Source organism: Micromonospora sp. RTGN7 (assembly GCF_033804645.1).
In the GTDB taxonomy this organism is placed as follows: domain Bacteria; phylum Actinomycetota; class Actinomycetes; order Mycobacteriales; family Micromonosporaceae; genus Micromonospora.
Genome location: NZ_JAPZLF010000012.1, coordinates 108,843 through 124,908, shown reverse-complemented (window position 1 = coordinate 124,908; position 16,066 = coordinate 108,843). Strand labels below are relative to the sequence as shown.

General features: G+C 71.2%; 15 protein-coding genes. 11 read left to right on the top strand and 4 right to left on the bottom strand.

Features of this window, described 5'->3' with window-relative positions; all coding sequences use genetic code 11:
• Window positions 1-4: 4 nt before the first annotated feature.
• Both SNR22_RS19245 and SNR22_RS19240 read right to left on the bottom strand, forming a co-directional pair.
• Window positions 5-544, bottom strand: a complete 540-nt coding sequence (locus tag SNR22_RS19245) for a hypothetical protein (RefSeq protein ID WP_320067992.1) — start codon at window positions 542-544, stop codon at window positions 5-7.
• Window positions 541-1,467, bottom strand: coding sequence for a hypothetical protein (locus SNR22_RS19240; RefSeq protein WP_320067991.1), 927 nt, complete (start codon window positions 1,465-1,467; stop codon window positions 541-543). Before SNR22_RS19240 ends, SNR22_RS19245 begins: the two co-directional genes overlap by 4 nt.
• A 452-nt stretch (window positions 1,468-1,919) precedes the next feature.
• Here SNR22_RS19240 and SNR22_RS19235 point away from each other — a divergent pair, with 452 nt between their 5' ends.
• The 3 genes from SNR22_RS19235 to SNR22_RS19225 all read left to right on the top strand — a co-directional run bounded on the left by SNR22_RS19235 (window position 1,920) and on the right by SNR22_RS19225 (window position 4,677).
• On the top strand, window positions 1,920-2,669 hold the full coding sequence (locus tag SNR22_RS19235; protein ID WP_320067990.1) for a YebC/PmpR family DNA-binding transcriptional regulator: 750 nt from the start codon (window positions 1,920-1,922) through the stop codon (window positions 2,667-2,669).
• Window positions 2,670-2,672: 3 nt separating this feature from the next.
• Window positions 2,673-3,296, top strand: coding sequence for a DUF402 domain-containing protein (locus tag SNR22_RS19230; protein WP_320067989.1), 624 nt, complete (start codon window positions 2,673-2,675; stop codon window positions 3,294-3,296).
• Window positions 3,297-3,414: 118 nt separating this feature from the next.
• Window positions 3,415-4,677, top strand: coding sequence for a hypothetical protein (locus SNR22_RS19225; RefSeq protein ID WP_320067988.1), 1,263 nt, complete (start codon window positions 3,415-3,417; stop codon window positions 4,675-4,677).
• Window positions 4,678-4,732: 55 nt separating this feature from the next.
• Here the strand turns inward: SNR22_RS19225 and SNR22_RS19220 are convergent, their stop codons facing one another.
• Window positions 4,733-5,680 carry a permease prefix domain 1-containing protein gene (locus SNR22_RS19220; protein ID WP_320067987.1) on the bottom strand — a complete coding sequence of 316 codons (948 nt, stop codon included), beginning with the start codon at window positions 5,678-5,680 and terminating at the stop codon, window positions 4,733-4,735.
• The gene (locus tag SNR22_RS19215) at window positions 5,677-6,018 is read right to left on the bottom strand and encodes a PadR family transcriptional regulator (RefSeq protein ID WP_320067986.1); all 342 of its coding nucleotides are present in this window, start codon (window positions 6,016-6,018) and stop codon (window positions 5,677-5,679) included. The genes SNR22_RS19220 and SNR22_RS19215 overlap by 4 nt, the downstream gene beginning before the upstream one ends.
• Before the next feature lie 184 nt (window positions 6,019-6,202).
• Between SNR22_RS19215 and dnaE the strand changes: the two genes are divergently transcribed.
• The 8 genes from dnaE to secD all read left to right on the top strand — a co-directional run bounded on the left by dnaE (window position 6,203) and on the right by secD (window position 16,066).
• Window positions 6,203-9,736: a DNA polymerase III subunit alpha gene (dnaE, locus tag SNR22_RS19210; RefSeq protein WP_320067985.1), complete on the top strand. Its 3,534-nt coding sequence runs from the start codon at window positions 6,203-6,205 to the stop codon at window positions 9,734-9,736.
• Window positions 9,737-9,829: 93 nt separating this feature from the next.
• Window positions 9,830-10,867 carry an aminotransferase class V-fold PLP-dependent enzyme gene (locus tag SNR22_RS19205; RefSeq protein WP_320067984.1) on the top strand — a complete coding sequence of 346 codons (1,038 nt, stop codon included), beginning with the start codon at window positions 9,830-9,832 and terminating at the stop codon, window positions 10,865-10,867.
• A 78-nt stretch (window positions 10,868-10,945) separates the two neighbouring features.
• A complete protein-coding gene (locus SNR22_RS19200) occupies window positions 10,946-11,206 on the top strand; it encodes a hypothetical protein (protein ID WP_320067983.1) in 261 nt (86 codons plus the stop codon).
• Between the two features lie 43 nt (window positions 11,207-11,249).
• Window positions 11,250-11,777, top strand: coding sequence for a crossover junction endodeoxyribonuclease RuvC (ruvC, locus tag SNR22_RS19195; protein ID WP_320067982.1), 528 nt, complete (start codon window positions 11,250-11,252; stop codon window positions 11,775-11,777).
• Window positions 11,774-12,376: a Holliday junction branch migration protein RuvA gene (gene ruvA, locus SNR22_RS19190; protein WP_320067981.1), complete on the top strand. Its 603-nt coding sequence runs from the start codon at window positions 11,774-11,776 to the stop codon at window positions 12,374-12,376. The genes ruvC and ruvA overlap by 4 nt, the downstream gene beginning before the upstream one ends.
• On the top strand, window positions 12,373-13,446 hold the full coding sequence (gene ruvB / locus SNR22_RS19185) for a Holliday junction branch migration DNA helicase RuvB (RefSeq protein WP_320067980.1): 1,074 nt from the start codon (window positions 12,373-12,375) through the stop codon (window positions 13,444-13,446). The genes ruvA and ruvB overlap by 4 nt, the downstream gene beginning before the upstream one ends.
• 139 nt (window positions 13,447-13,585) lie before the next feature.
• Window positions 13,586-13,933 carry a preprotein translocase subunit YajC gene (gene yajC, locus SNR22_RS19180; protein ID WP_320067979.1) on the top strand — a complete coding sequence of 116 codons (348 nt, stop codon included), beginning with the start codon at window positions 13,586-13,588 and terminating at the stop codon, window positions 13,931-13,933.
• Window positions 13,934-14,176: 243 nt separating this feature from the next.
• Window positions 14,177-16,066 (top strand): protein translocase subunit SecD, encoded by a 1,890-nt coding sequence (secD, locus tag SNR22_RS19175; RefSeq protein ID WP_320068070.1) that lies wholly within the window; start codon window positions 14,177-14,179, stop codon window positions 16,064-16,066.

The window sequence follows — 16,066 nt, the reverse complement described above, 5'->3', positions numbered from 1 at the left end:
GCTCCTACGTCAGGCGGCGGGTGACCCGGGCGGGCAGGAAGCCGGTCATGGTGCCGCTGCCCGAACCGGCGGAGACGATCAGGTTGAGGGACTTGTCGTGCTGGTGGCCGAGGACGTCGAAGTAGCGGACGTCCACCGTCAGGGAGCCCTGCGCGGGGATGCGTGGCGGGTGGGTGAAGCGCAGGCGCTGCTCGACGTCGGTCGCCGGCTGCACCACGTCCGCCTTGGGCCCGGCCAGCTCGGCGAAGCCCAGCGTGGCCCGGTCGAGCCGGATGCCGGCGATGTGCAGGCCGAGCATCGGTCCGGCCCCCACGTTGCGGAGCCGGACGGAGAGCACGATCAGGTCCTGACTCCGCCAGGTCAGTCGGGAGTCTTGAATCATCGCGACCGGCACCACGGACGTCTCCAACTGCTGCCCGGCGATCCGGGCCTCCTGCGCGGAGGCCCGGTTGTTCTGCCAGGAGAGCGCCAGCGCGACGACGCTGAACGTCAGGGTGATCGCCAGCCCGACGATCTGGAGGACGTTGACGGTGTCCTGGGTCACGGCATCGCCCCGACCGCACAGGAGAAGTTCCAGTCCTTGAAGAAGTCGGCCATGAACCCGCTGACCACCCGGTCACGGAAGAAATCGCGGTAGGGGACCTCGTAGTGCTCCAGCAGGAATTCCGGGTGGGGCGCCAGCCGGGAGCCGGGCGCCGAGTCGTCCCCGTCGATGGTCTCGGCGATGCAGTGGAAATCGAGCCAGATGCCCCGGTAACCCTGGTTGCCAGGCGCCTGGATGTCGTAGATCTCGCGCAGGTGCACGCCGGGGGCGGCCTCCCGGAAGTTGGACACCTTCAGGTCCAGCCGGCCGGTGCGCAGCGAACTGGCGGCGTCCCGGCCGGCGAGCACGGGACGGAATCGACCGTTCTCGTCGGGGCGGCGGGCCAGCAGCGGGCCGATCAGTTCGTGACTGCTCACCGGCTTCTGCCCGCGTACCGGGATGAAGTCGTAGACGATCAGCGAGAAACGGCAGCCGGCCCGCAGCGGTTGCAGGTCGAAGTCCGACTCCACCACCTCGGTCAGATCGATGGCGATCCGGGACACCAGACCCTGGATGTACGGCATCAGGAGGCGGTACCAGTTGTGGAACAGCCGCAGTGACGATCCGGAGCGGCTGAGGGTGATCCGGAGGTCCCGCCGGATGTCGATGCGGAAGCCGAAGGACGGCTCCTTGTAGACCACGCCGATGTCGCCCTCGGACCAGTCGAGCTGCAGGGTGTCGACCTCGTACAGCTCGGAGGCCTCCAGGACCTCGGCCACCGCGCGGTAGAGGCGGGCGCCCACGATGCGTCGCAGCCCGTCGGGCAGTTTCAGGTCGTGCGCGGCGGGCAGCTCGACGGTGAGGGAGAAACCGTTCAGCGCGTCCACCCCGTCGGGGCCGATCATCGTCAGCCCGGCGGAGAATTCGTCGAAGGTTTCGAGCACGGGGGCCCTCCCGGTCCGGATGCGAAGCGACCCCACGTTATCGGGCGATCACCACTGGTGGCAGGAGTGGACAGGGCAGAGGAAGGGCGACCCGAGGTCGGGTTCGGCACGCCGTTCGGCGGACGAGCCGACCGGACGGCGGTAATCGCGCAGGTCAGCGGCGCTGTGAGTCGCACCGCGAGTGCCGTGTGCGGCGTAGGCGTGCTGTCACGTCCGGCGTGGGGCACGCGGAGGGTGTCGGATGCCCGTCATCCGGGCCGGGGCGCCCCGGCGCAGGCCGGCGGTGGCGGGTGTGACGCCGAGGGGTGCCGTCTCGGTAGGATTGCCGCGGTTCGGCAGGGCTCCGCGCCCGCTGCGGCCCTCCACGCGGAGCCGGCCGTTGTCCTCGTCGGTGCAGCGGTGGAGTGGCGCGGGCCGTCGACGCAGGCGTGATCAACAGACGGAGGTAGCAGATGTCCGGCCACTCAAAGTGGGCGACCACCAAGCACAAGAAGGCCGTGATCGACGCCAAGCGCGGCAAGATGTTCGCCAAGCTGATCAAGAATGTCGAGGTCGCGGCCCGCACCGGCGGCGGTGATCCCTCCGGCAACCCGACGCTCTACGACGCCATCCAGAAGGCGAAGAAGACTTCCGTACCGAACGACAACATCGAGCGGGCGGTCAAGCGCGGCTCCGGCCTTGAAGCCGGCGGCGCCGACTGGCAGACCATCATGTACGAGGGGTACGGCCCGAGCGGCGTCGCGATGCTCATCGAGTGCCTGACGGACAACCGCAACCGGGCGGCGACCGAGGTGCGTACCGCGCTGACCCGCAACGGCGGTTCGCTCGCTGATGCCGGCTCGGTGTCGTACATGTTCTCCCGCAAGGGCGTGGTGATCGTCCCCAAGGCCGACACCAGTGAGGACGACGTGATGATGGCCGTCCTCGACGCCGGCGCGGAGGAGGTCAACGACCTCGGCGAGGCGTACGAGGTGGTCTCCGAACCGGCCGACCTGATCGCCGTGCGCACCGCCCTGCAGGACGCCGGCATCGAGTACGAGTCGGCCGAGTCCTCCCTCATCCCCAGCATGAATGTGCCGCTGGACGAGGACGGCGCCCGCAAGATCTTCAAGCTGATCGACGTCCTCGAGGACTGCGACGACGTGCAGAACGTCTACGCCAACTTCGACGTCTCCGACGAGATCCTGGCCGCGGTCGACTGAGCCGTGGCGGCCGGGGGGCAGCGGCGGTTCGCGCCGGGCGACGTGGTCGTCCGGCGCGAGATCCTGCGCGCCGAGGTCTGGTTCGCCGTACCGACGATCTGCGTCTGCGACACGCCCGACCTGCTCGCCCTCTACCTGCCCACCGGGGCCGAGTTCGGCTTTCCCGAGCACGGGAGCTTCCCCTGCGGCCGGCATCCGTGGCAGTTGGCCGGGGCGCGGGCGTGGCGGGGGCACGGCAAGCTGATGCTGCACCGCCCCGGCGAGGCGCACTCCGTCGACGTGTTCTGGACCGGCCCGCGGCGGGAGTTCGCCGGCTGGTACTTCAACCTCCAGGACCCGCCGAGGCGTACCCCGATCGGCGTGGACACCCTCGACCACGAGCTGGACCTGTGGTGGGCCGCCGACACCGATCGGTACGTCTTCAAGGACGTCGAGATGTTCGCCCAGCGCATGGTGGAGGGGCGCTACCCGGGGATGGCGGAGGCCATCCGCGCGGAGGGGGACCGGATCGCCGCGCTGCTCGACGCGGGGGAGCGCTGGTGGGATCCGGCGTGGTCGCGTTGGCGTCCCGACCCCGCCTGGCCGGTGCCGGCGTTGCCCGCAGGCTGGGACACCGTCCCCTGCTGACCCCGGCCGCGCCGTCGGCCATCGCGTCGGTACGCTTCACCCCCGGTTGGCCGTGTTCTTCCCGCTCTCCGGATAGCGTCTGGGACCGTCGGGTCCACCGGAGCAGTTCGGAGAGGCAGTGCGCAGGAACGCCGTAGCCGTCGTCGTTGCGGCCGTGCTGCCGCTCGTGGCGGCGCTCGCCCCGGTCAACGTGCTGGGCCAGTCGGCCCGCGGCGTCCTCTCCCCGCTCGGTGTGGGCGCCCTGGCCGACCGGCTGCCGGACCGGCCGTCCCGGGCCGATGCCCGCCCCCGCCAACGCCCCGGCGGGCTGCCGGAGACGATCTACGGCGGCTCCTGGCCCACCTCGCACGTGCAGGGCGTGGCGGTCGACCGGCGGCGCGGGGTCATCTACTGGTCGTTCACTGAGGCGCTGGTCAGAACGAACCTCACCGGCCGGGTGCTCGGCACGGTCACCGGGATCACCGGGCACCTGGGCGACCTCGACCTCGACCCGCGTGACGGCCGGGTGTACGGCTCCCTGGAGTACCGGAGCGCCGGCGCCTTCTATGTGGCGATCTTCGACGGCACCCGGATCGACCGGGTCGGCATCGACGCCGAGAACGGCGGGGTGCTGACCACCGTGCACCTGCGGGACGTCACCGAGGACGTCGCCGCCCGCCCGGCCCGTACCGAGGGGGAGACCGGAGCGTCCCGGCGGCACCGCCACGGCGCCAGCGGCGTGGACGGGATCTCGTTCGGGCCCCCGCTGGGTGACCCGGACGGCGGGGAGGTGCTGATGGTGGCCTACGGCGTCTACCCCGACACTCGCCGGCGCGACAACGACCACCAGGTGCTGCTCGCCTACGACGTGCGCGGCTGGGAGCGTTGGGCCCGGCCGCTCAACCAGCGACGCCTGCACCGCAGCGGCCCCCTGGCCGCCGACGACAAGGTCTTCGTCCGCACCGGGAACACCGCCTACGGCGTGCAGAACCTGGAGTACGACCGGCACACCGGCAACTGGTTGATGGCCGTGTACCCGGGCGAGAAGCGGGGCTGGCCGAACTACTCGCTCTACGTCGTCGACGGGGCGGTCCCGCCCCGGCGGGGGGCGGTGCGGGGGCAGCCGGCGGGGGAGACCGGCCAGCTCGCCACCCTGGCCCCCGGCGGGCTGTCCGACCGGCGCACCGGGGTGCGGGGCTGGATGTCGCCCGGCAGCCGGGGGCTGGAGTCGCTCGGTGACGGCAGCTTCTACGTGGTCGACGGCGGGCGGATCGTGGTGGACGGGCAGCGCCGCCAGGACGCCACCGCCACCCTGTACCGGTGGACGGGTGGCACCCCGATGCCGTTCGAGCGGGTCTCGACGGACCGGCCGATGTCCGCGCCGGCACCGTACCCACTCTGACCCGCCGCGGTGGCGGCCCGGCACGTCCGCGACGACGGGCCGGGCCGGCACCGGGTCAGTCGGTGCGGCGGGCCCGGATGGCGCCCTCGATGAGGTCCCAGACCACGATCACCACCGTCGTGATGACCGCGATGGTGGTGACCGCCTCCCAGTTGCCCTCGTCCTGCAGCCACGTGTAGCGGCGCACCAGGTCGGGATTGAGCAGCCGGTCGTCGAGCAGCAGCCAGACCAAGGGCACCATGAACGCCAGGTCCAGCGCCACCTTCGCCGCGACCAGCGGCCAGGTCCAGCGACCGATGCGGTATTTCACCAACTCGACGACCACGCCGGCCAGCAGCACGGCGACCAGCACCGGCAGCCATGATCGCCACAGCGCCGGATCGAGCAGCGGGATGCGCTCGCCGGTGGTCTCCCTCGCCCACGACCAGAAGTGCTGCCAGGGCAGGAAGGCCGCCGTGAAGAGCAGCAGGAGGACGGAGGCGGTGATGTCGGGCAGCGTCATGTCCCGCTTCGCCGGCATCTCGGGCAGTTGGTCGACCGTCCACGCCGGCAGCTTCAGCGACTTGTCGGTGCGTTCGATGATGGCGAAGGCCAGGGTGACCCAGAACGCGATCTGGATGGCGACCTCGAAGGCGGCGGACAGCCCGGCGGTGAGCGTGGCACCCAGGTCGCCCCCGGAGGACGCCCGGACCACCCCGACGATCGTGCCCACCAGCGCCGGGACGAAGGTGAGTAGCCGCTGCAGCAGCCGTTGCCAGTGCAGGTAGTAGGTGGGGCCGATGAGCTGCAACCGGCGGTCGGCGTACCGGGCGGCGAGCCGCTCCGGGCTGCCGAGCTCGGTGAGCACCTCCCGCTCGGCGGAGCCAGCGTCCCGCCCGGCGTCGGTCCGGGCCTCGATCATGTCCTCGATCGAGCCCCGTAGCTCGGCGGCGAGCTCCTCCCGCCGGGGGGCCGGCACCGCGCGCAGGGTAGCGGCGAGGTAGCGGTCGGTCAGGGAACTCATCGGTCCACTCCTTCGATCAGGCCGGTGAGGGATTTCTGCACGGCGGCGAGGTCGGTCAGCAGCAGGCGCAGCACCGTCTCGCCGTCCTCGCTGGTCCGGTAGAACTTCCGCGGCCGGCGTTCCTCGGTGTTCCACTCGCTGGTCAGCAACCCCTGCTCCTCGAGTCGGCGCAGCAGAGGGTAGAGCGTGTTGGCGTCCACCGGGAAGCCGTGATCGGTGAGCCGCTGGAGCAGTGCGTAGCCGTAGCCCGGCTGGCGCAGCGCGACCAGGCTCGCCACCACCACCGTGCCCCGGCGCAGCTCCTGGAGATGGGTCCGCAGAATGTCGTCGGTCACCATGCTTCACACAATACTGTGTGCCACACACTATTGCCAGCCGGCACATCATTGTTTCTGGCCGGGGAGACCCACACCACCCGTCGCGGTCCGCCCCGCGCGGCTGCTGGAGGTCGCCGTCGGGCCGGGGATAGGGTGAGCCGACCGACCTCGACAACCCATGAAACCGACCCGGGGGGCGCCACACATGGGCGATTCGTTCGCGCATCTGCACGTGCACACGGAATACTCGATGCTCGACGGCGCGGCCCGGCTCAAGGACCTCTTCGCCGAGGCCAACCGGCTGGGCATGTCGGCGGTCGCGATGACCGACCACGGCAACATGCACGGCGCGAACGACTTCTACAAGCAGGCGATGGCCGCCGGGATCACCCCGATCCTGGGCGTCGAGGCGTACGTCGCGCCGGAGTCGCGCTATCACAAGGCGCGGGTGAAGTGGGGCCGACCGGAGCAGAAGAGCGACGACATCTCCGGTAACGGCGCGATCACCCACAAGACCCTGTGGGCGAAGAACGCGCAGGGCTTGAAGAACCTCTTCACCCTCAACTCCCGAGCCTCTATGGAGGGCCACTACGTCAAGTGGCCCCGGATGGACATGGAGCTGATCGCCGAGCACGCCGAGGGGATCATGGCCACCACCGGCTGCCCCTCGGGCGCGGTGCAGACCCGGCTGCGGCTCGGCCAGTTCGACGAGGCCCTCAAGGTCGCCTCCGCCTACCAGGACATCTTCGGCAAGGAGAACTACTTCCTGGAGCTGATGGACCACGGGCTGAGCATCGAGCAGCGGGTCCGCGAGGGGCTCACCGAGATCGGCAAGAAGCTCGGCATCCCGCCGGTGGTCACCAATGACTCGCACTACACCCACGAGGCGCAGGCCGAGGCGCACGACGTGCTGCTCTGCGTGCAGACCGGCAGCAACGTCGCCGACCCGAACCGGTTCCGTTTCGAGGGCGGTGGCTACTTCATCAAGTCCGCCGACCAGATGCGCGCCGTGGACTCCTCGGAGTTGTGGCTGGAGGGCTGCCGCAACACCCTGCTGATCGCCGAGAAGGTCGACCCGGCCGGGATGTTCGAGTTCCACAACCTGATGCCGCGCTTCCCGGTCCCGGAGGGGGAGACCGAGGAGTCCTGGTTCCGCAAGGAGACCTTCGTCGGTCTGGCCCGCCGCTACCCGGGCGGTATCCCCGAGGGCCACCTCGTGCAGGCCGAGTACGAGCTGGGCGTCATCAACCAGATGGGCTTCCCGTCGTACTTCCTCGTGGTCGCCGACTTCATCCAGTGGGCGAAGAACCAGGGCATCGCGGTGGGGCCGGGCCGTGGTTCGGCCGCTGGCTCCCTGGTCGCGTACGCGTTGGGCATCACCGACCTGGACCCGATCCTGCACGGGCTGATCTTCGAGCGGTTCCTCAACCCCGAGCGCGTCTCCATGCCGGATGTCGACATCGACTTCGACGAGCGTCGGCGCGGCGAGGTGATCAAGTACGTCACCGACAAGTGGGGCGAGGACAAGGTCGCCCAGATCGCCACCTTCGGCACGATCAAGGCGAAGGCCGCGATCAAGGACTCGGCCCGGGTGCTCGGCTTCCCGTACGCCGTCGGCGACCGGATCACCAAGGCGATGCCGCCGGCCGTGATGGGCAAGGACATCCCGCTCACCGGCATCTTCGACCCGAAGCACCCCCGCTACGCCGAGGCCGGGGAGATCCGCGGCCTGTACGAGTCCGACCCGGACGTACGCAAGGTGATCGACACCGCGAAGGGCATCGAGGGGCTGATCCGGCAGACCGGCGTACACGCCGCCGGCGTCATCATGTCCGCCGAGCCGATCATCGACCACATCCCGCTGACCCGCCGCGACGCCGACGGGGCCATCATCACCCAGTTCGACTACCCGACCTGCGAGTCGCTCGGGCTGTTGAAGATGGACTTCCTCGGCCTGCGCAACCTGACGATCATCGACGACGCGGTCAAGAACATCCAGCTCAACCACGGCAAGGAACTCGACCTGCTGGGGCTGCCGCTGGACGACCAGGCCGCCTACGACCTGCTTGCCCGGGGCGACACCCTCGGGGTGTTCCAGCTCGACGGCGGGCCGATGCGCTCGCTGTTGCGGCTGATGAAGCCGGACAACTTCGAGGACATCTCCGCCGTCCTGGCGCTCTACCGGCCCGGCCCGATGGGCGTGGACTCGCACACCAACTACGCGCTGCGCAAGAACGGCCTTCAGGAGATCACCCCGATCCACCCGGAGCTGGAGGAGCCGCTGCGGGAGATCCTTGCCCCCACCCACGGCCTGATCGTCTACCAGGAGCAGGTGCAGCGCGCCGCGCAGATCCTCGCCGGCTACACCCTCGGCCAGGCAGACCTGCTGCGTCGGGCGATGGGCAAGAAGAAGAAGGAGATCCTCGACAAGGAGTTCGTCCCGTTCCGGGACGGCTGCCGCGAGCGCGGCTACTCCGACGAGGCCATCCAGGCGGTGTGGGACGTGCTGGTCCCGTTCGCCGGGTACGCCTTCAACAAGGCGCACTCCGCCGCCTACGGGCTGGTCTCCTACTGGACGGCTTACCTGAAGGCGCACTACCCGGCCGAGTACATGGGCGGGCTGCTCACCTCGGTGGGCGACGACAAGGACAAGATGGCGCTCTACCTGGCTGAGTGCCGTCGGATGGGCATCCAGGTCCTGCCACCCGACGTCAACACCTCGGCCGGGCCGTTCACCCCGGTCGGCAAGGACATCCGGTTCGGCCTCGCCGCGATCCGCAACGTCGGCGCGAACGTGGTCGCCGCGATCATGCGCTGCCGCCAGGAGAAGGGCGGTTACGTCGACTTCTACGACTTCCTGTCGAAGGTCGACGCGGTGGTCTGCAACAAGAAGACCATCGAATCGCTGATCAAGGCCGGGGCGTTCGACTCGATGCAGCACCCCCGCAAGGGCCTGCTCGTCGTGCACGCCGACGCCATCGACGCGTACGCCGACGTCAAGCGCAAGGAGGCCGTCGGCCAGTACGACCTCTTCGGCGCCGGCTTCGGCGACGCCGAGGCCACCGGCAGCACCACGGTCATGCCCATCATCGGCGAGGCCGAGTGGGACAAGCGGGACAAGCTCGCCTTCGAGCGCGAGATGCTCGGCCTCTACGTCTCCGACCACCCCCTGTTCGGCCTGGAGCACGTGCTCGGCGCGGCGGCGGACTGCACCATCGCCTCCCTCTCCGAGGAGGGCACCGTTCCGGACGGGGCGGTGATCACCCTTGCCGGCATCCTCTCCGGCGTGCAGCGCCGGGTCACCAAGCAGGGCCGGGCCTGGGCGTCGGCCACCCTGGAAGACCTCGCCGGCGGCGTGGAGACCCTGTTCTTCCCGAACACGTACGAGGTGATCGGCCAGTACATCGCCGAGGACGCGATCGTGGTGGTCAAGGGGCGGGTGGACCGTCGAGACGACACCCCGCGCATCATGGCGATGGACATGCAGATGCCGGATGTCAGCAGCACCCCGGGGAGCAAGCCGGTCATCCTGACCATTCCGGTGCACCGGTGTACTCCCCCGTTGGTGGAGCGGCTCAAGGAGACGCTGGTGCTGCACCCGGGCGACACCGAGGTGCACGTCAAGCTGCTCAACGGCGGCAAGACCACCACGCTGCGGCTCGGGCCGTTCCGGGTCGCCGCCACCACCGCGCTGATGGGCGATCTGAAGAGCGTCCTCGGCCCGGCCAACGTGGGTTGACCCGTACCGTCACCGCCACTGCACCGAAGGTGGCGGCCACCGTCGATGGATTGGCCCTGCCCCGGACACGTCCGGCGCAATAGCGTCGACATCATGGAGTTGGAACAGGCGCGGAAGTTGTGGCATCCGGAACCCGGCTGGCTGAACACGGCGGCCTACGGGCTGCCGCCCGAGCCGGCCTGGACGGCGTTGCAGGCGGCGTTGGCCGACTGGCGGGTGGGACGTACCTCGTCGGAGGGCTGGGAGGAGTCGGCCGGGCGGTCCCGGACGGCCTTCGCCAGCCTGGTCGGCGTGCCGACGGCCGATGTCGCGGTCGGCAGCACGGTCTCCCAGTTGCTGGGCCCGGTCGCGGCGGCGCTGCCGGCCGGCGCGACGGTGGTGGTGCCGGAGGTCGAGTTCACCGCCAACCTCTTCCCCTGGCTGGTGCAGGTGGAGCGGGGGGTGACGGTGCGGACGGTGCCGGCCGCCGGGCTGGTCGACGCGATCGACGCCGGCACCGACCTGGTCGCGTTCAGCCTGGTGCAGTCCTCCGACGGCACGATCGCCGACTACGACCGGATCGTCGCCGCCGCCCGCGCGCACGACGCGCTGGTGGCCGTGGACGCCACCCAGGCCTGCGGCTGGCTGCCCTTCGACGCCGGCCGCGCCGACGTGGTCGTGGTCGGCGGGTACAAGTGGCTGATGGCGCCGCGCGGCACCGCCTTCGCCTATCTGGCCCCCGCCCTGCGCGAGCGGCTGCGTCCCGACGCCGCCGGCTGGTACGCGGCCGAGGACCCGCACGCCGCCTTCTACGGCCCGCCGCTGCGGCTGGCCGGCGACGCCCGGCGCTTCGACCTCTCCCCGGTCTGGTTCAGCTGGGTCGGCGCCACCCCCGCCCTGGAACTGCTCGCCGAGGTCGGCGTGCCGGCGGTACGCGAGCACAACGTGGCGCTGGCCAACCGGTTCCTCGCCGGGCTGGGCCGGCCGCCCGGCGAGAGCGCGATCGTCACCGTCGACATACCGGGAGCGCCGGAGAGGCTGGAGCGCGCCGGGGTACGGGCGGCGGTCCGCGCCGGACGGGTTCGGGCGTCGTTCCACCTGTACTCCACCGAGGCGGACGTCGACCTGGCCCTGGATGCGCTGACCGGCTGACGGGGGTGGGCGGGTGTGGGGCGGGCGAACTCGGTCCGTGCCGCATCCGAACCGCGCCGCCCCGACGAACCCCCGGTAGTGACCGTCGTGGTCTGGGCGCAGACTCCGGTCACCGGCCGCGCGTACCGCCTGGTCCGCTTCGGCCGCGACTTCCCGGGGGTACGCGTACACGCGGCCGGACCCGGCTGGATCGAGCCCCTGCCGCCCCCGTCGGCCCGTCTCACCACCCTCACCGCCGCGACCACCCTGCCTGCGCTGAGGGGGCGGGCTCCCTTCGCGACGGTGCCCGGGCGGGGTGCCGGCGTGTCCCCGACGGGGGGTCTCCGGGGCGACCAGTAGGGTGTCGAACACACGTACTGCTGGCGGTCGGGGAGGAGGCGGCGTGCGCGTGCTCGGCGTCGACCCGGGGCTGACCCGGTGCGGGGTGGGCGTGGTCGAGGGCGTGCCGGGGCGGCCCTGCACCCTGATCGCCTACCACGTCGTCCGCACCGACCCCGAGGACGATCTGCCGCTGCGCCTGCTGCACCTGGACCGTTCGCTTGCCGACCTGGTCGCCGAGCACCGGCCGGACGCGGTCGCGGTGGAGCGGGTGTTCAGCCAGCACAACGTGCGCACGGTGATGGGCACCGCCCAGGCCAGCGGCATCGCGGTGCTGGCCGGTGCGCGGGCCGGCCTGCCCGTGCAGACCTACACCCCGAGCGAGGTCAAGGCGGCCGTCACCGGCTCGGGCACCGCGGACAAGGCACAGATGACGGCCATGGTCACCCGGCTGCTGCGGCTGGCCGAGCCACCGAAGCCGGCCGACGCGGCCGACGCCCTCGCGCTGGCCATCTGCCACGTCTGGCGCGGCGGCACCCGCTCGAAGCTGGCCGAGGCGGCCGACCGGGCACGACGAGGAGGAACGCGATGATCGCCAGCGTGCGCGGCACGGTGACGGCGACCGGCCCGGACCACGCGGTGGTGGAGGTCGGCGGGGTGGGCCTGGCGGTGTACTGCGCCCCCGGCACGCTCGCCGACCTGCGGGTGGGCCAGCCGGCCCGGCTGGCCACCAGCCTGGTCGTCCGCGAGGACTCGCTGACCCTCTACGGCTTCGCCGACGACGATGCCAAGCAGCTGTTCGAGCTGCTCCAGACCGCCAGCGGGGTGGGGCCCCGGCTCGCCCAGGCGGTGCTCGCCGTGCATTCCCCGGGCGCGGTCCGCAAGGCGATCGCGAACGCCGACACCGCGGCGCTGACCCGGGTGCCCGGCATCGGCAAGAAGGGCGCCGAGCGCCTGGTGCTGGAGCTGCGGGACCGGATCGGCCCGGTGCCGGTGGGCGCCGACGGGGCGGTCGGGGTGATCGGGGGCGTCTGGCCCGACCAGGTCCGCCAGGCGCTGGTCGGGCTGGGCTGGACGGCCGGGCAGGCCGACCAGGCGGTGGCCGCCGTGGCGGAGACCGTCGACGGCCCGCCCCCGCCCGTGCCGGTGCTGCTCAAGCAGGCCATCCGCCTCCTCGGTCGGACCCGATGACGGGGCCGGACGGCAGCGACCTGGTCTCGGCGTACGCCACCGACGCCGAGCGGGACGCCGAGGTCAGCGTCCGGCCGAAGCGGCTGGAGGAGTTCATCGCCCAGCACCGGGTCCGCGACCAGCTCGACCTGCTGCTCCAGGGTGCGATGCGGCGCGGCTCCCCGCCCGACCACATTTTGCTGTCGGGCCCGCCAGGATTGGGTAAGACCACCCTGGCCAACATCGTGGCGGCCGAGCTGGGCGCCGGCCTAAGGGTGACCAGCGGCCCGGTGATCGAGCGCTCCGGCGACCTCGCGGCGATCCTGACCAGCCTCGCCGAGGGCGACGTGCTCTTCATCGACGAGATCCACCGGATCGCCAAGCCGGCCGAGGAGCTGCTCTACAGCGCGATGGAGGACTTCCGGGTCGACGTGATCGTCGGCAAGGGGCCGGGGGCCACCGCCATCCCGCTGGACGTGGAGCCGTTCACCCTGGTCGGCGCGACCACCCGGTCCGGCCTGCTGACCGGGCCGATGCGGGACCGTTTCGGCTTCGTCGCGCATCTGGACTTCTACTCCCCGGCCGACCTGGAGGTGCTGCTGCGCCGGTCCGCGCGGATCCTGGGCGTGCCGATCACCGACGAGGGCGCCGTGGAGATCGCCGGCCGGTCCCGGGGGACCCCGCGGATCGCCAACCGGCTGCTGCGCCGGGTGCGGGACTTCGCCGAGGTCCGGGCCGACGGCGTGGTCACCGTGGAGACCGCCCGGGCGGCCCTGACGGTGTACGACGTCGACGCGCTCGGGCTGGACCGGCTGGACCGGGCCGTGCTCACCGCGCTGGTCGACTCGTTCCGGGGTGGGCCCGTCGGGCTCTCCACCCTGGCGGTGGCCGTGGGGGAGCAGCCGGACACGGTCGAGGAGGTCTGTGAGCCGTTCCTGGTTCGGGCGGGGCTGCTCGCCCGGACGCCCCGGGGGCGGGTGGCGACCGAGGGGGCCTGGCGTCATCTGGGCCGCACCCCACCAAATGGTACATTTGGCCTTGATGTTCCCACCGCGCCCGATCTCTTCTCCGCCGCGCCCGACCAGCCGTGATCCCACCGTGATCAACGCCGCATGCGGCGTTCCCAGGTGCAGGGACTAGACTTCGCCGCGGTCTGTACAGGACGTGAGAATTCGCCTCCGCTCCGGCACCCTGGTGTCGAGCCGGAGGCCAACCGGAAGGTCAGTAACCGTGCTTTACGCAGCAGCGGGCGGCGGGGGAGCCGGCGGACTCACGCCGATCCTCATGATCGCCCTGCTCTTCGGCGTCATGTACTTCATGATGATCCGCCCCCAGCAGAAGCGCCGCCGCGAGGCGGAGCGGATGCAGTCCGCCCTCGGTGCCGGCGACGAGGTGGTCACCATCGGCGGCCTCTACGGCACGGTCATCGGCGTGGACGACGACACGGTCCTGCTCGAGGTGGCCCCCGGCGTGCAGACCCGGTACGCCCGCCCGGCCATCGCCCGGGTGGTCACCCAGGCGGAGCGCGTCGAGTCGACGGAGCCGCTCAGCGAGGACGTCGAGACCGTCAAGGAATGACCGCCTCCCCAACGGGGCAGCGGAAACGCCGTTGAAACTGGATAGTTGGGTCGACACCCGACGCCGACACCCGAAAGCTGTCGATCGATGCCCCCGCGTCGACCGTGGTCAGCTGTGTCGGCGTCGGGCCGCCGGCCCGGACACCCGTCGCCGGGACCCCCGGCCCGACTCTCGCGTCGCCGTAGCGGCGGCGCGACCGTAACAGGGAGACAGACAGCCGTGGCACCACCACCCCAGGGACAGATGCGGCCCGGACGGCAACTCGCCGTGCTCGGGCTGATCTTTGTCGTCCTCTATCTCATGGTGTTCTTCTCGGGCGGCGCCAGTGGTGGCTTCAAGGACCGGCTCGAGCCTCGGCTCGGTCTGGACCTGATCGGCGGCACCCGGATGACGCTCGAGGCGACGAACAGCATCGACGGCAAGCCCCCGACGACGGAGAACCTCGAAGAGGCCCGCCAGATCATCGAGAGCCGGGTCAACGCGTACGGCGTGGCCGAGGCCGAGGTGGTCACCGAGGGCAACCGGAACATCGTCATCTCCCTGCCCGGCGAGAACCGCGACCTTACCGACGTCGGCAGCGCCGCCGAGCTGCGCTTCCGCAAGGTGCTCAAGGCCGCCGACGGCAGCGGCGCGGTGGCTCCTCCGGCGGCCACTCCGACTCCGGCCCCCTCCGGCAGTGCCTCACCGGCCCCCTCCGGTAGTGCCTCCGCCAAGCCGTCCGCCAGCGCCTCCGGTGGGGCGAAGGCGAGCGCGTCGCCGAGCGCCGGCGGTCAGGGCGGCATGGCGCCGGCCCCGAGCGCGACCCCGTCGGCGTCCGCGTCGCCGAGCGCCGCCGCCGCGTCGCCGAGCGCCAGCGCCGAACCGGTGCCGCAGGGTATCGAGGAGCAGCGCAAGACCGTCCAGCAGAAGGTCGGCGCCGCCGCCTGGGGGGCCGCCAGCGGTCTCCAGGCCCCGGCCGACCTGACCGCGGACCCGTCGCTGAGCGCGACGCTCAAGCCGTTCGGCACGCTCTCCCCGCGCGAGGTCGCGGTGCTGCCGGTGCAGATGCAGTTCAACGTCCCCACCATCGGCTGCGCCCAGCTCGACCAGCGCCCGGCGGCATCGATCAAGGACGAGAAGCAGCAGGCGGTCGCCTGCGAGGACGGCGTCCAGAAATACCTCCTCGATCAGGCAAAGGTGCTCGGCACCGACGTCGGTGACGCCAGCGCGGTGCTGGACCAGACCAGCTCGTGGGTGGTCAGCCTCGACTTCAAGGGCAAGGGCCAGGAGAAGTGGACCAGCCTGACCCGGGAGGCGTTCACCAACGAGGGCCAGGCGTGTGACCAGACCGCGCTGGGCCAGGACGGCAAGTGCCGGGTCGCCGTCGTCCTGGACAACAAGGTGGTCTCCTCGCCCGAGATCCAGGGCGTGCTGACCGGTGACTCGCAGATCACCGGCAGCTTCGACAACAAGACGGCCAGCGCCCTGGCCAGCCAGCTGCGCTACGGCGCCCTGCCGGTCACCTTCGAGCCGCAGGAGCAGCAGAACATCACCGCCACGCTCGGCGCCAGCCACCTGCGCGCGGGGCTGCTCGCCGCCGGCATCGGCATGCTGCTGGTCATCATCTACTCGTTCTTCTACTACCGCCTGCTCGGCTCGGTCATCTTCCTGAGCCTGGTGCTGTCGGCGCTGCTGGTCTTCGGCGCGCTGGTGGTGCTCGGCCGGCAGATCGGCTTCACCCTTACCCTCGCCGGCATCGCCGGCATGATCGTCTCGCTCGGTGTGGCGGCGGACTCGTTCGTCATCTACTTCGAGCGGCTCAAGGACGAGATCCGCGAGGGACGCAGCCCGCGTAGTGCGGTGCCGCGGGCCTGGATCCGGGCCCGCCGGACGATCATCTCGGCCAACGCGATCACCCTCATGTCGGCCGTGGTGCTCTACGTCGTCTCGGTCGGCACGGTGAAGGGCTTCGCCTTCGCGCTCGGCCTGGCCACGGTGCTCGACCTGCTCGTTGTCTTCCTCTTCCGTCACCCGATCATGACGATGTTCGCTCGGACCCGGGCGTTCCTGTCCCCGCGGGTCAGCGGTCTCGGCCGCGCCCTTCCCGCGCGGACCGAGCAGGCCCCCCGCACCTCGCGCGTCAAGGAGGCCTGA